We start from the raw sequence: 18,076 nt of genomic DNA, 5'->3' as shown, positions 1-18,076 counted from the left end.
AATTGCGGATGGTAGAGAGCATGGCCGCGCCAAAAACGGATGCGTCGGGCCCCGCCGTTCGCCTGCGCGGCGTCACCAAGACCTATGACAGCGGCGTGACGGCGCTCGGACCGCTCGATCTCGATGTCCAGCGCGGCGAGTTCGTCTCGCTGCTTGGGCCCTCGGGTTGCGGCAAATCCACCGCGCTGCGCTTGATCGCGGGGCTATCAGCGCCCAGCGCGGGCACGGTCGAGCTGTCGCATCGGGGCGCCGGGCGGCGCGGCAGTCACCCGATCGGCTTCGTGTTCCAGGAGCCGACGCTGATGCCCTGGGCCACGGTGCGCGACAATGTCCGCCTGCCGCTGAAGCTTGCACATGCGGCGAGCGCCGATGCCGAGGCGCGCGTCAATCAGGCGCTCGCGCAGGTAGGGCTTTCGGAATTCGCTGATGCCTATCCGCGCGAATTGTCCGGCGGCATGAAGATGCGGGTGTCGCTGGCGCGCGCGCTGGTGACCGATCCGGACATCCTGCTGATGGACGAGCCGTTCGCAGCGCTGGACGAGATCACGCGCTTCCGCCTCAACAACGACCTGTTGTCGCTGTGGCGCAATCTGCACAAGACCGTCGTCTTCGTGACGCATTCGGTGTTCGAGTCGGTCTATCTCTCGCAGCGCGTGATCGTGATGACGGCGCGTCCCGGCCGCATCGGCGCGGAGTTTCGCATCGCTGCAGCGGAGCCGCGCGGCGAGGAGTTCCGCACCTCGGCCGAATATGCCGCCTTCTGCCGCGAGGTCTCGAAGGCGCTGGCGCCGTCTTATGCAGGGCAGGCGGGCGCATGAAATCTCCGCAAGACATCGTGCGCTTCCTGTTGCCTGCCGTGGTGTTCGCCGCTGGCCTCGTGCTCTGGGAGGTGATCGTCCGCGTCAACGATATCCAGCCCTATGTCCTGCCGAGCCCGCTATTGGTGCTGAAGACGCTGGTCAGCGACTGGCCGATCCTGTCGCAATCGCTCGGCGTCACGCTGCTTACCACGCTCGAAGGCTTCATCGCGGCCGCGATCGGCGGCGTCGCGCTGGCGCTGCTGTTCAACCAGTCGAAATGGCTGGAATATTCGCTGTTTCCCTATGCGGTCATCCTGCAGGTCACGCCGGTCATCGCGATCGCGCCGCTGCTCTTGATCTATCTGCAGCAGCAGACCGCGGTGATCGTCTGCGCCTGGATCGTTGCGTTCTTTCCGGTGCTGTCGAACACCACGCTTGGGCTGAACTCGGTCGATCGCAACCTCGCCGGCCTGTTTCAGCTCTATGGCGCGTCACGACTGCAGACGCTCATGTTCCTGCAGCTGCCCGCGGCGCTGCCCTATATCCTCGGCGGCTTACGCATCGCGGGTGGGCTGTCGCTGATCGGCGCCGTGGTCGCCGAGATCGCGGCCGGCAGCGCCGGCGCCGGTTCGGGCCTCGCGTTCCGCATCGCTGAGTCAAGTTACCGCCTGAATATTCCCCGCATGTTCGCAGCACTGCTGCTGCTGTCGCTGGCCGGGATTGTCATCTATGGGTTGCTGGCGTTAATTTCATACCTCTTGCTGCGACGCTGGCACGAAAGTGCGCTTGGAAAGGAAAGCTGATGGCCCCGATGTCTTCCGAAAAGATCGATCTGCTGGTTTATGGACCGATCCGGCCAATCCTCGAGAACGGCTTTCCCGATAAATATGTGCTGCATCGGGCGGAAAGTCGCGGCGATCTCGAGCGGCTGACGCCTGAGGTCGCGGGCAATATCCGCGGCATCGCCGTCACCTATCACACGATGGCGACCGACAAGACCGCGATTGCGCGCTTCCCCAAGCTCGAGATCGTGGCGAGCTTCGGCGTCGGCTACGATCACGTCGATTCCGCCTATGCGCGCGATCACAATGTCGTGGTCACCAACACGCCTGACGTGCTGACCGAGGAGGTCGCCGACGTCGCGATGGGCCTGCTGATCGCGACCTTGCGCGAATTCGTCAAGGCCGACCGCTACGTGCGCTCCGGACTGTGGCAGACCCAGAACTATCCGCTCAGTGTCGGCTCGCTGCGCGACCGCAAGGTCGGCATCGTCGGCATGGGCCGGATCGGTCAGGCGGTCGCCCGCCGGCTCGAAGCCTCGCGCGTGCCGGTGTCCTATCATTCGCGCAAACCCGCCGCCGACGTCTCCTACACGCATTATCCCGACCTGATCGAGATGGCGAAGGCGGTCGACACGTTGATCGTGATCGTGCCCGGCGGCGCCGCGACGGCAAAGATGATCAACGCCGATGTGCTCAACGCGCTCGGGCCCCGCGGCGTGCTGATCAACGTCGCGCGCGGCTCCGTGGTCGACGAGCCGGCGCTGGTCGCGGCGCTGAAATCGGGCACCATCCTCGCCGCCGGCCTCGACGTGTTCGCGGCCGAGCCGAACGTGCCGGACGAGCTGAAGGCGATGCAGAATGTCGTGCTGCTGCCGCACATCGGCTCGGCCTCCGTGGTCACGCGCAACGCGATGGATCAGCTCGTGGTCGACAACATCAAGAACTGGTTCGCCGGCAAGCCGCCGCTGACGCCGGTGGCCGAAACCCCGGTGAAGGGCCGCTGATGTCGCTGGTCCGCTTCAGTGTCGTGCTCGTCCTGCTGCTGGCCGGAATCCTGCCGGCGCGGGCGCAGGACGTCACGACCTTGAAGAAGGACATGATCGGGCAGTGGGAGCTTGCCACCACCGACCGCAGCAAGACCTGCGTGGTGACGCTGAAGAGCGATACGACACCGCAAGGCTTCAAGCTCGAGCTCGAGCCGTCCTGCCCCGCGGCGCTGCCCTTCACCAAGGACATCGTCGGCTGGAGCATCAAGGGCCTCGGCGACATCGTGCGGCTGCAGAACGCAACCGGCGAAGCCGTGATCGATTTCTCCGAGGTCGAGACCGGCATTTTCGAGGGGCTGCGCACCAATGAGGGCGTCTACATCCTGCAGAACCTCGCCGCCGCCCGCTCGCTCGCCAAGTCGATGGACCAGATGATCGGCGACTGGTCGATGGTCCGCGGCAATGGCCAGGCGATCTGCGGCCTGACGCTGACCAACAACGATGCCGGCAACGACAATTTCCAGGTCTTCCTGAAGCCGAAATGCGATTCCGCGGTCGCGGCCTTCAACCCGACGCAGTGGCGGCTCGACCACGGTCAGATCATCCTGATGTCGGCCAAGGGCGAGACCTGGCAGTTCGAGGCCGACGACAACGCGCAATGGCGCCGGGTTCCCGACAGCGCCGATCCGCTGATCATGCTGCGGGAGCAGTAGGCCTTTCGGCACGGCGTGCTGCACCTCTCCCCGTCGGGGAGAGGTCGGATTGCGTTCGGCGATGCGAAGCATCGTCCGATGCAATCCGGGTGAGGAGCTTTGCGCTCCCGAAATCCCATTATGCTTTAGGCCCAAAAAATAATTCCCTGCCCATGTCGATCCTGTCCATCCCGGATCGTCGTCCCCTGTAGCGAGCCGGTCTTGCGGCGATCATCGCCGCTTCTCGCCCAACAGGAGTTTTCCGATGCGCTTCATGTATATCGTCACCTCCTCGCAGCCCCCTCGGCCGCCGACGCCGGCCTTGATGGAGGCGATGGGCAAGCTCGCCGAGCGGGAAATCAAGGCCGGCCGCATGATCGACAACGGCGGTCTGTTGCCGGTTGCGCTGGGCGCCCAGGTGCGCATCACGGACGGCAAGCTCAACGTCATCGACGGGCCTTTCGTGGAGACCAAGGAGATGATCGGCGGCTACGCGATCTTCGAGCTCCGCAACAAGGAGGAGGCGGTCGCGGCGGCCGTGGAGTTCATGCAGCTTCACAAGGAGCATATGCCGGGCTGGGACGGGACCTGCGAGGTTCGTCCGTTTGCGACCATGGGCGCCGACGGCGGCTGTCAGATCGACGCGCCAGCCTGCGCTTGATGCGCACCGCGATGTTCTCAGGTCGACGGCGATGACGGCCGCCGACATCCAGGCCACCATCCTCGCCGTGTGGCGCATCGAGCAGCCGCGGCTGATCACCAGCCTGTCGCGGATGCTGCGCGACGTGCCGCTCGCCGAGGATCTGACCCAGGAAGCGTTGATCACGGCGCTCGAGCACTGGTCGGCCAGTGGCGTCCCGGAAAAGCCGGGCGCCTGGCTGATGACGACCGCGAAGCGGCGCGCGCTCGATCATTTGCGTCACGTCAGCACGCTCACCCAGAAGCACGGCATGCTGGCGCACGATCTGGCGCGGGAGCAGGAAGCCATGCCCGATTTCGATGCCGCGCTCGATGACGACATCGGCGACGAGTTGCTGCGGCTGATCTTCACCGCCTGCCATCCCCTGCTGTCGCGCGAGGCCCGTGCGGCGCTGGCGCTGCGGATGATCTGCGGCCTCACCACCGAAGAGATCGCGCGCGCGTTCCTGCAGACCGAAACGGCCATCGCCCAGCGCATCGTGCGTGCCAAGCGCACGTTGTCGGACTCCGGCCTCGGCTATGAGACGCCGCGCGGCGAGGCGCTGTCCGAGCGGCTCGCCTCCGTGCTCGAGGTGGTCTACCTGATCTTCAACTAGGGCTATGCGGCCGCGCGCGGCGACGAATGGCTGCGGCCGCAGCTCTGCAACGAGGCGCTGCGCCTGGGCCGCGTGCTGACCGCGATCGCGCCGCGGGAGCCGGAGACGCACGGGCTGCTCGGGCTGATGGAGCTCAACGCCTCGCGGATGGCGGCGCGCACCGATGCGGCCGGCGATCCGATCCTCTTGATGGAGCAGAACCGCACGTTATGGGACCGCCTGCAGATTCGCCGCGGGCAATTGGCGCTGGCGCGCGCCCGCGAGCTCGGCGGCGCCGGCGGCTTCTATGCGCTGCAGGCCGCGATCGTCGCCTGTCATGCCGAAGCCGATACGCCCGAGGCGACCGACTGGCCGCGCATCGCTGCGCTCTACGGCGATCTCGCCGCGTTGGTGCGGTCGCCCGTGATCGAGCTCAATCGCGCGGTCGCGATCGGCATGGCGGAAGGGCCGCAGGCCGCGCTTGCAATCGTCGACGATCTCGCCCGTGAGCCGGCGCTGAAATCCTATCACCTGCTGCCGAGCGTGCGCGGCGACCTGCTGCAGAAGCTCGGCCGCCACGACGAGGCGCGCGCGGCGTTCGAAGCGGCCGCCCGCCTTGCCGGCAACGCGCGCGAGCGCGATCTCCTGCAGCGTCGCGCGGCGGTCGCGGCGCGCGCCGCGCGGGATCGCGCCGGCCATTGAGCGTTCGCGATTTCAATTCAATGCGGTCGCATGCTCGGTCACGGATCATCGAACCCGGAGCAGCGATCATGCATCGGCTCGCCCCGGATGCCCATATCTGCTTCAACACCAACCCGGCCGACAGCGCAGCCGCCGTGCAGCGCTGGGTCAAGCCGTCCGGTGTGACCCCATAAAGGCTGATGATGCGCCGGAGGCGTCCGCCGTCCAACAATGATGCGGCAGATTATCCTTGGCTGTAGGCGCGATCAGCTCTATGTCTGCCGGGCGTGGTTTGGTTGATGCGCCGCTTAAAACCGCCGCCTCTGCGGTGCGCTGTTTGGCGGCGTTTTGCAGTTTGGACCAGTTGACGGGACATGAACCGGAAAGAGCGACGTGCGGCCAACAAGCGACGCGACGAGGCCGGAAAGAGGCCAAAGGCGCTTGCCTTCGGCTCGGCGGTCGTCGGCATTGCCGACCTCGCGGCTGAGGCAAGCCGTTTGCGCGGCATGGGCCGCGTCAACGAAGCGCAGGAGATCTGCCGTCAAATTCTCGCGCGCGAGCCGGCGCATGTGCAGGGCCTGAACCTTCTCGGCCTGATGGCGCAGGCCTCCGGCGACCATCGGGCCGCAGTGAAGATGTTCGCGAAAGCGATCGCTGCGGACGAGCTGAACGCCGCGTGCCATTACAATGCCGGCAACTCGTACCAGGCGTTGGGCAGTCATGCCAAGGCGGTCGCGCATTTCAGCAAGGCGCTGGCGCTCGGCATGGACGCGAAGGCCGTCGGCTTCATCCTGCAGAGCCCTGTCATCGCCACCTATGGTGCGCGGATCGCCGGCAAGTGGCCGCTGGCGGTCACGAACGTCGAATTGTTCGGCACTGAGGGCCTCACTCCGCTTGCAAACGACCTTTTCCTCCGCTGTGCGATGGAAGCGACGACGCTGGCAAGTGTGCAACTTGAGCTGTTGCTGGGCCATGCCCGCGCCGAGCTGCTGCGGCTTGCGGGCGAGCAGGGCGACGACGATAGCGAGATCGACGACGATATCGTCGCCTTCGCCTGCGCGCTCGCCCGGCAGTGCTTCATCAGCGAATATGTCTATGATCAGGCCGAAGCAGAGAGCGCACTTGCGAGCGTCCTGCGCGATCGATTGCTGCAGAACCTGGCATCGGGAGCCGCCATAACGCCGCTCGCGCTGGCGGTGGTTGCGGCCTATGTCCCGCTGCATGCCATGCCGATGGCGGACGCGCTGCTGCGGCGGGACTGGCCTGCCACCGTGGCCGGCCTGTTACAGGTGCAGCTCCGCCAGCCGCTCGAGGAAGCAGGCGAGCGCACCACCATTGCGACGCTCACCCCTGTCAAGGACAGCGTATCGATAGAGGTGATGCGTCAATACGAGGAAAATCCCTATCCGCGCTGGACCATCAATCCGCTGCACGCATTCGCGGCGGATCAGGCGCAGGGAAGGATCGTCCCGACGGCGGAACGGCAGGCCAAACTGGATATTCTGATCGCGGGTTGCGGTACCGGCTCGCACGCGATTCAGATCGCGCAAGTCCATCCCAACGCCCGTTTGCTCGCAGTCGACGTCAGCCGGCCCAGTCTCGCCTACGCGCGCCGAAAGACACGGGAACTCGGCTTGCGCAACATCGAGTATGCGCAGGCGGATATTCTGGAATTGGGTGCGATCGATCGCACGTTCGATCATATCGAGTCGGTCGGTGTGCTGCATCATCTTGCCGAGCCGACGGCCGGGTGGCGCGTGCTGGTGTCGCTGCTGCGGCCGGGCGGCAGGATTCGCATCGGCTTGTACAGCAATCTGGCGCGCCGCGTCATCGTGGAGGCCCGCGCCCGCATCGCGGCGCGCGGTTATCGCGCGACCGCCGACGATATCAGAAGGTGTCGCCAGGACATCATCCGCGAGGCGGACGACTGGAAGCCGCTGATCGGCGCGAAGGATTTCTACAGCATGAGCGGCTGTCGCGATTTGCTGTTCAACGTCATGGAGCATCGCTTCACCATCCCCGAGATCGCGGCATTCCTGAACGACAACGGTCTGTCCTTCCTGGGCTTCGAACCGTTTGACGATCCGACGGTGATCGAAAGATTTCGCAAGCAGTTTCCGGGCGCGGCTGATGAGTCCAATCTGGATCAGTGGCACCGCTTCGAAGCCGAGCATCCGGAGACGTTTTGGGACATGTATGTCTTCATGGTGGGCAAGAACGCGCGGTGAAGCTTTGGAAAGCTCTCGCGGTTCTGTTGCGGGAGGTGACAACATAAGGCGGGTGGCGCAGCGTCGGCGGCAGGCGGCGGTCGGCCGCATCCGAACGTCAGCGGCTGTCCGGGACAGCTTCACCTGTTCCAGCGGTCATCCAGCTGGGGTCGTCCTATCCAGGCCCTGTTCAGGCACCGGGTTGTCCAGCCCAGCCGCGGCGTTCCCTGCAGTCGCGCTTGAGCTTCCTGGTAGGGGCCGACGTAGCGAAGCTGGGTCGGTATTTTGGGATAGATGCGTCGTATCCTCGCAAGGGCACGCTCTGCGGCCTTCCTGTCGCGTTCGTCAAAGGCAAATCCGAAGCCGGTGCGCAATCGGTCCGGCAGCAGCTCGGCACTCAGGGTTTGATACCAGCGCGGCGGCCGCAACCATGGTCGTCCACCGGCGAAGATCTTTCGAGCCACCTCGCGCGCGGCGGTGCTGACGGACAATGTATCCGATTGCATCATCGCCGTGGTGTAGGCCAAGAATGAATCCCAATCCGCCGGCAAGTCGCTCGGCGTCAGCCCGAACAATGCCCCAAACAGCCGGCTTTCGGCCCAATAGCGCTCGCGCTCTTCGACCGAGAACGGAGGCAGGATCAGGTCGTGGACGGCCAGAGCGGTGTCGACGAGGGTCGCGTGAACCCAGCGTAACGCTGCGACCTCGTTGGCGCGGTAGGGCGTGCCGCTCTCGAACGGACCGATTGCTTCGGGCAGGCGGCCGACGATCATGGTATGGCGGTGGTGCAGGTGCCGGGCCGCGGCAAGGGCCGCATCGAGCGAGCCGAACACCGTCGTAAACACAACGTCAAAGGTTCGATGGAAGCGACCGATCGGATCCACGAAGGTCCGCGAGCGCTCGGCCACGGCGGCGGCGACCCAGGGATGCGCCAGCTGAAGCAGCAAGGCACGACCGGCGCCCAAAAAGGTGATGGCTTCTCGGTCGATCCGCCAGGTCATCGAGCCTGGACCAAAAATGCCCTCGACCGGTCCGGCGGCCCGAGCCCGGACGAAATCAAGAGCAAGCTCGAGGTCGCTTTCAGAGACCAAATGCGCACCTTCCGAAGCAGACGGGGTATTCCACTCGTCTGTGCAGTCTATCGCAATTCAGCAGGCCAAAGCTCTCTCAACGTTGTCGCATAATGTCCACTCGCGCGGAATACGGCGGCCTGACATTTGGTCGTACCCCATGGGGGTAAGACTGAGCCGGGTGCAGCGGCTGCTGCGGCGCCGTTTGCTGAAGAAACTGCCCCGCCGCCGCCGTCTTTCATGCTCCCTTTCGAAAGCGTATTGTTTCGATCGAACGAGCTCACTCTGCAGCGCTGTCGTTCAGAGTATCTTGTTCTTCGATTCAAAAAACTTTCGAAACGGAACACGGGGAACGCTCATGACCGGCACAAGGCTGAAACATTACGGCTGGGGACGGGAAGGCGAAGGCATGAGCGCGGAAGAGCGGGCGTTTGTCCTCGGCCGCTACCATGCCAAGTTTGGCGCCGGCGAATTCGACACGGTCGCTGTTCCCGGCCTTGAAGAGCTGTCCTTGCGCAAGCCGCGTGTGGTGCCGCCAGCTTCGCTCACGCCGTTCTGCACGACCGAACGCTACGACCGCGCCGCGCACACTTACGGCAAGTCCTATCCGGATTACGTCAGGGCCATGCTCGGCGATTACGATTGCGCGCCCGATGTCGTGGCCTATCCACGCAACGAGTCGGAGATATTGGCTGTCATGGACTGGGCGGGGTCCGTCGGCGCTTCGCTGACGCCGTTCGGAGGCGGATCGAGCGTGTGCGGTGGCGTCGAGCCGCAGGCCGATGGCATCAGGCACAAGGCGGCTGTCACGCTCGACCTGCGCAATCTCTCCAAGGTCGTCGAAGTCGATCCGGTCTCGCGCGCCGCATTGATCGACGCCGGCACCTACGGTCCATCGCTGGAAAACCAGCTCAAGCCGCACGGCGTCACGTTGCGGCATTTTCCGCAGAGTTTTGAATATTCGACCCTGGGCGGCTGGATCGCGACGCGATCGGGCGGCCACTTCGCCAGTCTCTACACCCATATCGACGATTTCGTCGAAAGCCTGCGTGTCGTGACGCCGGTTGGCGTCGTGGAGACGCGCCGGCTTCCCGGTTCGGGTGCGGGGCCGAGCCCCGATCGCATGTTCATCGGCTCGGAAGGAATTTTAGGCGTGATCTCGCGCGCATGGATGCGATTGCAGCCGCGTCCAAAATTCCGCGCCGGCGCATCGGTTCGCTTTCCCACGTTCTTCGATGCCGCGCGCGCGGTGCGTGCGGTCGCGCAAGCCGGCCTCTATCCCTCCAATTGCCGTATCCTGGACCCGCAGGAGGCGTTCAACACCGGTGCGGCCGACGGCAGCTCCGCCATCATGGTGCTGGCATTCGAATCGGGCGATCATCCCCTGGACGCCTGGTTTGAGCGTGCGCTCGAATGCTGCGCCGACCACCGCGGGACACCGGAGCCCGCAGAGGCCGGCGACGCGCATCTCGAAGGCGCGGCAGGCATCTGGCGCAACGCGTTCATTCGCATGCCCTATGCGCGCGAATTCTTGACGCCCGCTGCTATCATCAACGATACGTTCGAGACCGCCATCACCTGGGATCGGTTCGAAAGCTTTCACGATCAGGTCAAGGCGGCAACCGAACGCGCGATTCTGCAAGCGACCGGGGTGAAGGGTGAAGTCACCTGTCGCTTCACCCACGTCTACCCGGACGGGCCGGCGCCCTACTTCTCCTTCCACGCGCGCGGTCGGCACGGTGCGCTGCTCGCGCAGTGGCAGGCCATCAAGGACGCGGCGAGCGACGCGCTGATCGCGGCAGGCGGCACCATCACGCATCACCATGCCGTCGGCCGCGATCACCGGCCCTGGTACGACCGGCAGCGGCCACACCTTTTTGCCGCCGCGTTGCGGGCCGCCAAGCGCGAACTGGATCCCCGCGGCATGCTCAACCCGGGCGTCCTGATCGATCCCTAGGCGCGTGCCGTTGATGCACGTGTGGTGATCCCAAGTTCAGGGTGGAGACCCGTGGCGAGAGAATTGGAAGGCAAAATTGCCGCCGTTTGCGCGGAAATCATGCTCAAGCAAGAAGCTAAAGCGCGATGATGATTGATCCCAATCTCATCGCGCTTTAGGGGCATCCGCATTCGGAAGGCGCGGGGAGGAGGCGCACCCTCGCAGCTGCGGGCCATGATCGCCGTCTCTCATGCGAGAGTCAGTCGCGTTCGAAGATCTTGGCGCCGGGATAGACACGCCTGGCGTAAGCAACAACCAACTCCCGATCCTGGGTCTCAAGGAATGGTGTTCGGATCTTGCACGACCCGACGATGAGGTGCCACAGGCCGTTGAGCTTCTGAATGAAGACATTCATGTGAGTGTTCCTCGAAGATCCCGCATTCCAGCAATACTTGTTTGACGCGACCGTCGTGCGATTCGTTCATCGGAGCAGTGATCCTGATCACAGAGCTCGGAACCTGGCTCGCGCTTCCTGCGGACGTTTGCGCGTCCGGCCGGAGTAGCAGCAAACATAACAATCCCCCGCGGTCGCTCAATTGTACGAGCGTAAGCCCAGGCCATGAAAAGGGATGAAAGGAGCTATACGAAGGTATGGCGATGTCTATGCCGGAGGTGCAGCGCGTTGCGCGCAGGAAGCGCTGATCGTCACGACTGCGAGACCACAGGGACATCCCATCGGCCCTCATGGACTTCCGAGGGGACCCCAAAGCAGACATTGGGGCTGACAACGAGGGTTGCCTAAAGGCGACAAGCGGAAAACTGGCTGACTTTTCCGGTGTCGATTCCAGATATTTCCGGAATTTTACACTCTCTGTTTCGAGCCGTGGCGATAAACGTTCGTTAGGCCTACGGGCTGATGTTTGTGGCGATCGGGCAGCAGGCTTGTCATGCGTCACGGAGGCATTTTTATCGAGAGCCGCCATGTTCTTGCTCGACGACACCCAGTTCGCGACCCTGTACACGCTCCCATTTCTTGTCGGCCTCGCACTGCCGGGGTGACGTTCGCTTATCATTACGGGCTGCGCCGCTCTCGCCTTCGCGACATACGCGGATGCGACGGCAGGCGGCGGGCTCGCGTCGCTCTTCGGCCTGCACTTCGTCTTCACCGCTGTCGGGGGCCTATGCTGCGGACTGCTCACGCGCGCAGCGACGCTCTGGATAGCGCCGTTGAGCCGGCATCCTTTTCGGTTCATGGCAGTCGCCGCGGTCGGCTTTACACGGCTAAGACCCAAAGGCGACCTCAGGTTCAACGTGTCCGCAATCGCACTTCCGTCAGCAATGTTGTCCTTCTTGCGAGTGCGGTGCGTGGAGCTTTATCAAGCTTACTCAGCTAGTTCAAAACCGTCCGATACTCGAAGTAGGTAAGGACGCGCGACTCGGCCGCGATTCTTGACTGTGCCAGACCCGATCTTGATGTAGTGTTACGCTCCAACATCCAAAGAAGCGGGTAGTCAAACCCCCCAGGGTATCAACTCAGGGAGGACGCGGTATGACAGAGCCGGCAGCCTATCCGACAACGCGGCGGGGATTTCTCAAGCTCGCGGCCGCGGGCACCGCTGCGGCGCTGAGCCGGCCCCTACCGGCGGGCGCTGCAGAGAAGACCATCACGATCCTGCACGAAAGCTCGTTCATCAAGCCGTTTGACGACTATGTGGCGAACACGCTCGCCCCAGCTTACGAGAAAGAGACCGGCATCAAGATCAATTACGAGGTGACCAGTGTCGGCAGCTTGCCGACACGGATCAGCACGATTGCCGAGACCGGGTCGGGCGCCGACATCACGATGAATGGCCTGCTCCAGGTGATCCAGTTCGGCGACAAATATCTCGACGTTGGCGACATTGCCGAGGACATCGGTAAGGCGCAGGGCGGCTGGTACGACGCCGGTAGGGAGGCCGTTCTGGTTGAGGGCAAATGGAAGGCAATCCCCTTCGCCAATATCGGCCAATTGATGAACTGGCGCACCGACTGGTTCGCCGAGGTCGGAGTCAAGAAGTTCCCGGAGACCTGGGAAGAGCTCTACGAGGTCGGCAAGAAGCTGAAAGCCAAGGACCATCCCTTCGGCTTCGAGCTCGGCCACGGCTTCGGCGACAACCACGGCTGGCTCTACCCGTTGCTGTGGTCCTACGGCGGCGCCGAGGTGGCGCCTGACGGCAAGACAGTGGTCATCGATTCGGATGAGACCGCGCACGCCGTGGATTTCAGCCGCAAGTTCTTCAAGGACACGATGCTCGACGACGTGCTCGGCTGGACCGACGTGAGCAACAACAAGGCGTGGATGGCGGAGCAGATCTCCTGCACCAACAATGCCGAAAGCATCCTGTGGTTCGCCAAGCGCGAGTTTCCCGAAATCGGCAAGGTCACTGACCAGGCGATGAACCCCGCGGGGCCAAAGGGGCGCTTCCACCTGCTCGACTCGATCAGCCATTCGATCTTCAGCTTCTCACCGGTCCGGGAGGAGGCGCGCGCCTTTATGCGCTGGCTGATGACGCCGAAGCAGCTGGGTGGCTGGTACGCGATCGCGGATTCCTATTACCAGCCGCTGCTGCACGGCTACGACAATGCGCCGATGTGGAGCGTCGAGCCTCGCAACTTGCCCTACCGCGATTCGCTCGGAAGCGCCCATCTGCCGGGTTGGCCTGCTCCGGCGAGCCGGCATATGGCCGAAAGCGTCGCCAAATACGTGGTCGTCGACATGTTTGCGAAGGCATGTGCCGGAACGTCGACCAAGGAGGTCATAAAAGATGCAGAGGCCCAGCTGAAGGGAATCTATCGCGCGGCCTGAGAAAGGAATCTATCGCTCGGCCTGACACATGACGATTGCGTCTGAGCGTCTCCCTGTGCTTGCCAAAGCGGCGCGCCGGCGCGCGCCGCCATCGGCTCTGCTCGACCGCCAAAGCGTATTCAGTTGGTTGATGATGGCCCTGCCGCTCGCCTTCCTCGCGGCGCTCGTGGGTTATCCGTTCGTCTACGGCATCCTGTTGAGCCTGGAGGATCGGCCGGTCGCGCACGCCGGTACCTTCATCGGGCTGAAGAATTTCGTAACCGACCTGCATGATGCGATCTTCTGGCAGGTGGCGATCAACACGTTCGTCTATACCGGCGCCGCGACGCTATTGAAGATGGCCGGCGGGCTCGGCCTGGCGCTGGCCATGAACCAGCACTTCCGCATGAAGAACATGGTGCGGGCGCTATTGCTCTTGCCGTTCATCGTTCCGACCGTACTGAGCACCGTCGCCTGGCTGTGGATGCTCGACCCGGCCTTCAGTGTCGTCAACCGGCTGCTGGTAGCTCTGGGCTGGCCCAAGCCGGGCCCATCGTGGCTCGGCGATCCGACGCTCGCGATGGTTTCGATCATCATCATCAACACCTGGCGCGGGCTGCCCTTCTACGGAATCACATTGCTCGCCGGCCTTCAGACGGTGCCCTCCGAACTTTACGAGGCGGCCGCCATCGATGGCGCAGGCGGTTGGGAGCGGTTCCGCTTTATTACCTTGCCGCTGCTGAGGCCTATCATCCTGATCGTCACCCTGTTCTCGGTCATCTTCACGTTCGCCGATTTCCAGCTCGTCTACGTGCTGACCCACGGCGGGCCGCAGAACGCCACGCAACTGTTTGCGACCTACGCGTTCGATATCGCGATGGGCGCAGGCCAGCTGGGGCTTGGAGCCTCGGTGGCGCTGGCGATGTTGCCGGCACTGGCATTGCTAATCGTGGCGCTGACCATCTACCTGAGGAGGGAGTGATGGTAACCGGCCATGGACGCATCGAGCAGGCGTTGCGGGTGTGGGTGCCGGTCGGCTTCTTTCTCGTGGTCGCGCTATTTCCGTTCTATTGGATGGCGATCACGTCGATCAAGCCGAACGCCGAGCTCTACAACAAGAGCGTGATGCCGTTGATCGTGCATGCGCCCACGCTCAAGCACTACATCGACCTTTTGACCAAGTCGAGCTTCCTGTTATGGACGTGGAACACAATGCTGGTGGCGGTTGTGGCGACGGCGATCTCGCTGATCCTCGGCACCATGCTCGCCTATCCGCTGGCGCGCATGCGCTTTGCGGGCGCGTCGCTGATCGCGATGACCATTGCGGCGATCTATCTCGTGCCACAGCCCCTGCTGTTCATCCCGCTCGCCGACGTGATCAACCGGCTCGACCTCGGCAACACGCTCACCTCGGTGATCCTGACTTACCCCACCATGCTGGTGCCGTTCTGCGCCTGGCTGTTGCTCGGTTATTTCAAGGCCGTTCCGAAGGAGCTCGAGGAGGCGGCCCGAATCGACGGCGCCAGCCGGCTTCAGACGATGTGGAAGATCTTCCTGCCGCTGTGCACGCCGGGGTTCATCTCCGCTGGCATCTTCGCTTTCACGCTCTCGCAGAACGAGTTTCTCTACGCCTTGATCTTTCTGACCAAGACTTCGGTGCGCACCGTGCCGGTCGGCGTCATCGCCGAGTTGATCCGCGGCGACGTGTTCTACTGGGGCCAGCTGATGGCCGGCGCCCTGCTCGGGTCGATCCCGGTGGCGCTGATCTACTCGTTCTTCGTCGAGCACTACGTCGCTGGCCTCACCGCCGGTTCGGTCAAGGCATGAACGGGCAGATCTCTCTGATTGCTGACTAAGGTCCGGACTCAATCAGGTCCACCAAATGATAGCGGCAGCAAGATTGACGGCCGAGAGGAAGTTTCTGGCGAGCTTGTCATAGCGGGTTGCAATGCGCCGCCAGTCCTTGAGCCTGCAAAACATGCGCTCGACGAGGTTGCGCCGCTTGTATGCGGCGCGGTCGAACGGATGGAAGCGTTTTCGGGTGGGATTGTTTGGGATGACCGGGGTTGTTCCCCGTTCGATGAGGAATTGCCGCAGTTCGTTCGCGTCATAGGCCGTGTCGGCCGCACAGCAACGCGGTGGTGGCAGAGAGCTGAGCAGGGGCAGCGCCGCGCGGATGTCACCACGCTGACCTGGCGTTACTTCGAGCGCGATGGCGCGTCCGAGACTGTCGCAGACGGCGTGGATCTTGGTGGTCCTGCCACCGCGGGAACGACCGATGGCCTGAGCCTCCGCCCCCCTTTTCCACCGGCCGCCGCACGGTGCGCCTTGGCGGTCGTGGAATCGATGGCCTGGAAGTCGTCATCGGGCGACAGGCCCCGAAGTGCTTCGAACAGATTGCGCCAGACCTCGCGCCGCGACCAGCGGTTCCAGCGATTGTAGACGGTCGTGTAAGGGCCGAACACTGCCGGGCAATCGCGCCAGCGGCAGCCGGACTTCAACACATGGATGATGCCACTGATCACGCGGCGATCATCGACTCGACGAGCGCCGGGCTGATTTTGCGGCAGCAAGGGCTCGATTGCTGCCCACTGCCGATCATTCAACCAAAACTCGCCCGCCATGATCCAAGCCCCGCAAATGCAGAGCTTGAATCATATCTCCACGTAAAATTATACATCTGATTGAGTACAAACCTTAAAGTCTCCACTGAAGCAACTAATCGCTCATCGGCGTGCAGAAGCAATCCGTCTAAAAAAACACCTTAGCTTCGCGAGCTCAGATCTTGTAGTCTCATTGAGTTATCTGGTTGTAACCCAACTCGGAAAAGAGGGGTAAAATCCTTAGTGTCACATCCTAGGAGGAGCAACATGAGCCCACACCTCCCCGAGGAACTTTCCACCAAGATCGACCGGAGTCCCTTCACGATCGTAGGCAACACGATGCCGCCCCGAGATCCTGATGAAGAGGACGAGGACGCGGAGGAAGAGGACGAAGAAGAGAGCGGCGACGACGAACCGCCGGTCGTGCGCGAGCCGGACGAAGCCTAAGCAACATGCTTTTGGCATTGGCATAGCTCGAATTTCGGAAATAGTTGGCGCATTCGGCGGGCGTAAATTCTCGGAGGATTTAGCCAGGCCAAGCTTGTGGTGCAGTGAACCTTGGCTAAATGCGAGCCTATCTCCCAAAAGTAGAGCTGGTGCTCTGCTAAACCCGACGCGAATAGACTCCCGCGCAGTGGCTTTGCGCAACAAGAACGTCCGGAATTGGGCCCAAAGCCGACATGCTTCCATGTCGGCTTCAACGTCACCGCTCGAGGGTACAGCAGACGTGCGCGCCCGTTTCCTGCCCTCGTCGGCACCGCGAGCTGCCAAAAGGCCCAATCACTGATTTGCCCGACGGCGCAAGCCCTCGCGCGAAAAATATTTCTGTTTTTCGGAAGCGCAACTCAGTGTATGAATAGCCCGTCTCACCCGCCTGAGGGGCGCTTCGCGATCGTCACGAGTGTTGCGGTGAGATGCGGTGGACGCCGAGCGTGTGACTGACGAGCATGCGTGAGGCGGACGGTGAAGTCGTGCAGGCCTGACGCCCTAGTTGTGAGCTTTCAGGAGGTTGTCCATCTGGTCTGAACCGAGGAAGCTGAGGCTGCGACGCTTCAGGGTTCCCCGGAGAGACCAGATGAACATCCACAAGAATGCGCCTTTGACGCCAAAAGGTCGAGCGGCGATGGCGCGGAGCGTGATCGAGAGCGGCCTGACGAAGGCCGCCGCCGCGCGCCAATTCAATGTTACGGCGAAGACAGTCGCCAAATGGGTCAAGCGCTTCCGCGCAGAAGGCGTCGATGGTTTGCAGGATCGGTCCTCACGGCCGCATTCCTTGCCAAGCCAAACCCCGGCCGCCACATGCGCCGCTGTCGAGACGTTCCGCCGGCAGCGCCACACCGGCAAGCAGATCGCGCGCGAGGTCGGGGTCTCAGCAGCAACCGTCAGCCGGATCCTGCGCCGGCTCGGTTTGAACCGGCTGGCTGCGCTGGAGCCGGCTGAGCCGATCCGGCGCTATGAGCGCCAGCATCCTGGTGAGCTGATCCACATCGACATCAAAAAGCTCGGCAAGTTCAATCGGATCGGCCATCGGATCACCGGCGATCGACGTGGGGCGAGCAACCTGCGTTCTCGCCGTCAAGGACCAGGTTGGGAATACGTCCATGTTTGCATCGACGATGCGTCGCGGATCGCCTTCAGCCAGGTCATGAAGAACGCGCGAAAGGGCTGTGCCGTCGCCTTCCTCAAGGCGGCGGTGGCCTACTACGTGAGCCTGGGCGTGAAGGTCGAGCGCGTCATGACCGACAACGGCGCGTGCTACAAATCCGCCGCCTTCCGAAAGGCATGTCAGCGCCTCGGCCTCAAGCACATCCGCACCAAGCCCTATACGCCCAAAACCAATGGCAAGGCCGAACGCTTCATTCAGACCAGCCTGCGAGAATGGGCCTACGCGCAGGCCTACAACACCTCAACAGAAAGAGCCGCGGAGCTGCCACGATGGCTTCACCGCTACAACTGGCATCGTCCTCATGGCAGTATCGGCTCAAAGCCGCCGATCAGCAGGCTCGGATTAACCGGGAACAACCTCTTGAGGCTCCACACCTAGTGGCAGGTGTCTCCTTGCAAAGCGCGAAGCGCTTTTGCGAAGACGGTGACAACAAAGCCCAGTCTCGCCGGGGCGAGCACGTATAAGCCGTAAACCATCGCGCAGGGAAAGCCGGAGTGTTTTCCGGTTTCACCTGTGGTCCTACCTCCCGAGCTTTCCATTTGCTCGGGACCCATG

At 63.1% G+C, this 18,076-nt stretch carries 14 protein-coding genes and 2 pseudogenes; 13 read left to right on the top strand and 3 right to left on the bottom strand.

Annotation, left to right across the window (positions count from 1 at the left end; translation table 11 throughout):
- The first annotated feature begins 8 nt into the window (after positions 1-8).
- The 7 genes and pseudogenes from MTX23_RS32565 to MTX23_RS32535 all read left to right on the top strand — a co-directional run bounded on the left by MTX23_RS32565 (position 9) and on the right by MTX23_RS32535 (position 7,443).
- Positions 9-818, top strand: coding sequence for an ABC transporter ATP-binding protein (locus tag MTX23_RS32565; protein ID WP_280978295.1), 810 nt, complete (start codon positions 9-11; stop codon positions 816-818).
- Positions 815-1,603, top strand: coding sequence for an ABC transporter permease (locus MTX23_RS32560; protein WP_280974171.1), 789 nt, complete (start codon positions 815-817; stop codon positions 1,601-1,603). Before MTX23_RS32565 ends, MTX23_RS32560 begins: the two co-directional genes overlap by 4 nt.
- Complete coding sequence (locus MTX23_RS32555; RefSeq protein ID WP_280974170.1) at positions 1,603-2,586, top strand: 2-hydroxyacid dehydrogenase; 984 nt, start codon at positions 1,603-1,605, stop codon at positions 2,584-2,586. Before MTX23_RS32560 ends, MTX23_RS32555 begins: the two co-directional genes overlap by 1 nt.
- Positions 2,586-3,281, top strand: a complete 696-nt coding sequence (locus MTX23_RS32550; RefSeq protein WP_280974169.1) for an AprI/Inh family metalloprotease inhibitor — start codon at positions 2,586-2,588, stop codon at positions 3,279-3,281. The genes MTX23_RS32555 and MTX23_RS32550 overlap by 1 nt, the downstream gene beginning before the upstream one ends.
- A 244-nt stretch (positions 3,282-3,525) precedes the next feature.
- A complete protein-coding gene (locus MTX23_RS32545; RefSeq protein ID WP_280974168.1) occupies positions 3,526-3,921 on the top strand; it encodes a YciI family protein in 396 nt (131 codons plus the stop codon).
- 31 nt (positions 3,922-3,952) lie between these two features.
- A pseudogene (locus MTX23_RS32540) lies at positions 3,953-5,236 on the top strand (RNA polymerase sigma factor).
- Positions 5,237-5,589: 353 nt separating this feature from the next.
- Positions 5,590-7,443: a methyltransferase domain-containing protein gene (locus MTX23_RS32535; protein WP_280974167.1), complete on the top strand. Its 1,854-nt coding sequence runs from the start codon at positions 5,590-5,592 to the stop codon at positions 7,441-7,443.
- A gap of 119 nt (positions 7,444-7,562) precedes the next feature.
- On the opposite strand, the gene MTX23_RS32530 is transcribed toward MTX23_RS32535, so the two are convergent.
- Positions 7,563-8,513 (bottom strand): oxygenase MpaB family protein, encoded by a 951-nt coding sequence (locus MTX23_RS32530; RefSeq protein ID WP_280974166.1) that lies wholly within the window; start codon positions 8,511-8,513, stop codon positions 7,563-7,565.
- 337 nt (positions 8,514-8,850) lie between these two features.
- Here MTX23_RS32530 and MTX23_RS32525 point away from each other — a divergent pair, with 337 nt between their 5' ends.
- Positions 8,851-10,449: an FAD-binding oxidoreductase gene (locus tag MTX23_RS32525; RefSeq protein ID WP_280974165.1), complete on the top strand. Its 1,599-nt coding sequence runs from the start codon at positions 8,851-8,853 to the stop codon at positions 10,447-10,449.
- Between the two features lie 238 nt (positions 10,450-10,687).
- Here the strand turns inward: MTX23_RS32525 and MTX23_RS32520 are convergent, their stop codons facing one another.
- On the bottom strand, positions 10,688-10,843 hold the full coding sequence (locus tag MTX23_RS32520; protein WP_280974164.1) for a hypothetical protein: 156 nt from the start codon (positions 10,841-10,843) through the stop codon (positions 10,688-10,690).
- Between the two features lie 1,134 nt (positions 10,844-11,977).
- On the opposite strand from MTX23_RS32520, the gene MTX23_RS32515 reads away from it, so the two are divergent.
- Genes MTX23_RS32515 through MTX23_RS32505 form a run of 3 tightly spaced genes read left to right on the top strand, consistent with a single transcriptional unit; the run spans position 11,978 to position 15,079 of the window.
- Complete coding sequence (locus MTX23_RS32515; RefSeq protein WP_280974163.1) at positions 11,978-13,273, top strand: ABC transporter substrate-binding protein; 1,296 nt, start codon at positions 11,978-11,980, stop codon at positions 13,271-13,273.
- 55 nt (positions 13,274-13,328) lie between these two features.
- Entirely contained in the window at positions 13,329-14,234 is a 906-nt protein-coding gene (locus MTX23_RS32510; protein ID WP_280974162.1) for a sugar ABC transporter permease, read from the top strand.
- Entirely contained in the window at positions 14,234-15,079 is an 846-nt protein-coding gene (locus MTX23_RS32505) for a carbohydrate ABC transporter permease (RefSeq protein WP_280974161.1), read from the top strand. Before MTX23_RS32510 ends, MTX23_RS32505 begins: the two co-directional genes overlap by 1 nt.
- A gap of 42 nt (positions 15,080-15,121) precedes the next feature.
- On the opposite strand, the pseudogene MTX23_RS32500 reads toward MTX23_RS32505, so the two are convergent.
- Positions 15,122-15,876: pseudogene (locus tag MTX23_RS32500) on the bottom strand (IS5 family transposase).
- Positions 15,877-16,122: 246 nt separating this feature from the next.
- Here MTX23_RS32500 and MTX23_RS32495 point away from each other — a divergent pair.
- Positions 16,123-16,302, top strand: coding sequence for a hypothetical protein (locus MTX23_RS32495; protein ID WP_280974160.1), 180 nt, complete (start codon positions 16,123-16,125; stop codon positions 16,300-16,302).
- Positions 16,303-16,930: 628 nt separating this feature from the next.
- Complete coding sequence (locus MTX23_RS32490; protein ID WP_280972113.1) at positions 16,931-17,899, top strand: IS481 family transposase; 969 nt, start codon at positions 16,931-16,933, stop codon at positions 17,897-17,899.
- The last annotated feature ends 177 nt before the right edge of the window (positions 17,900-18,076 follow it).

This window comes from Bradyrhizobium sp. ISRA436 (assembly GCF_029910015.1).
Taxonomy (GTDB): domain Bacteria; phylum Pseudomonadota; class Alphaproteobacteria; order Rhizobiales; family Xanthobacteraceae; genus Bradyrhizobium.
This window is presented reverse-complemented; position numbering and strand designations above follow the sequence as displayed.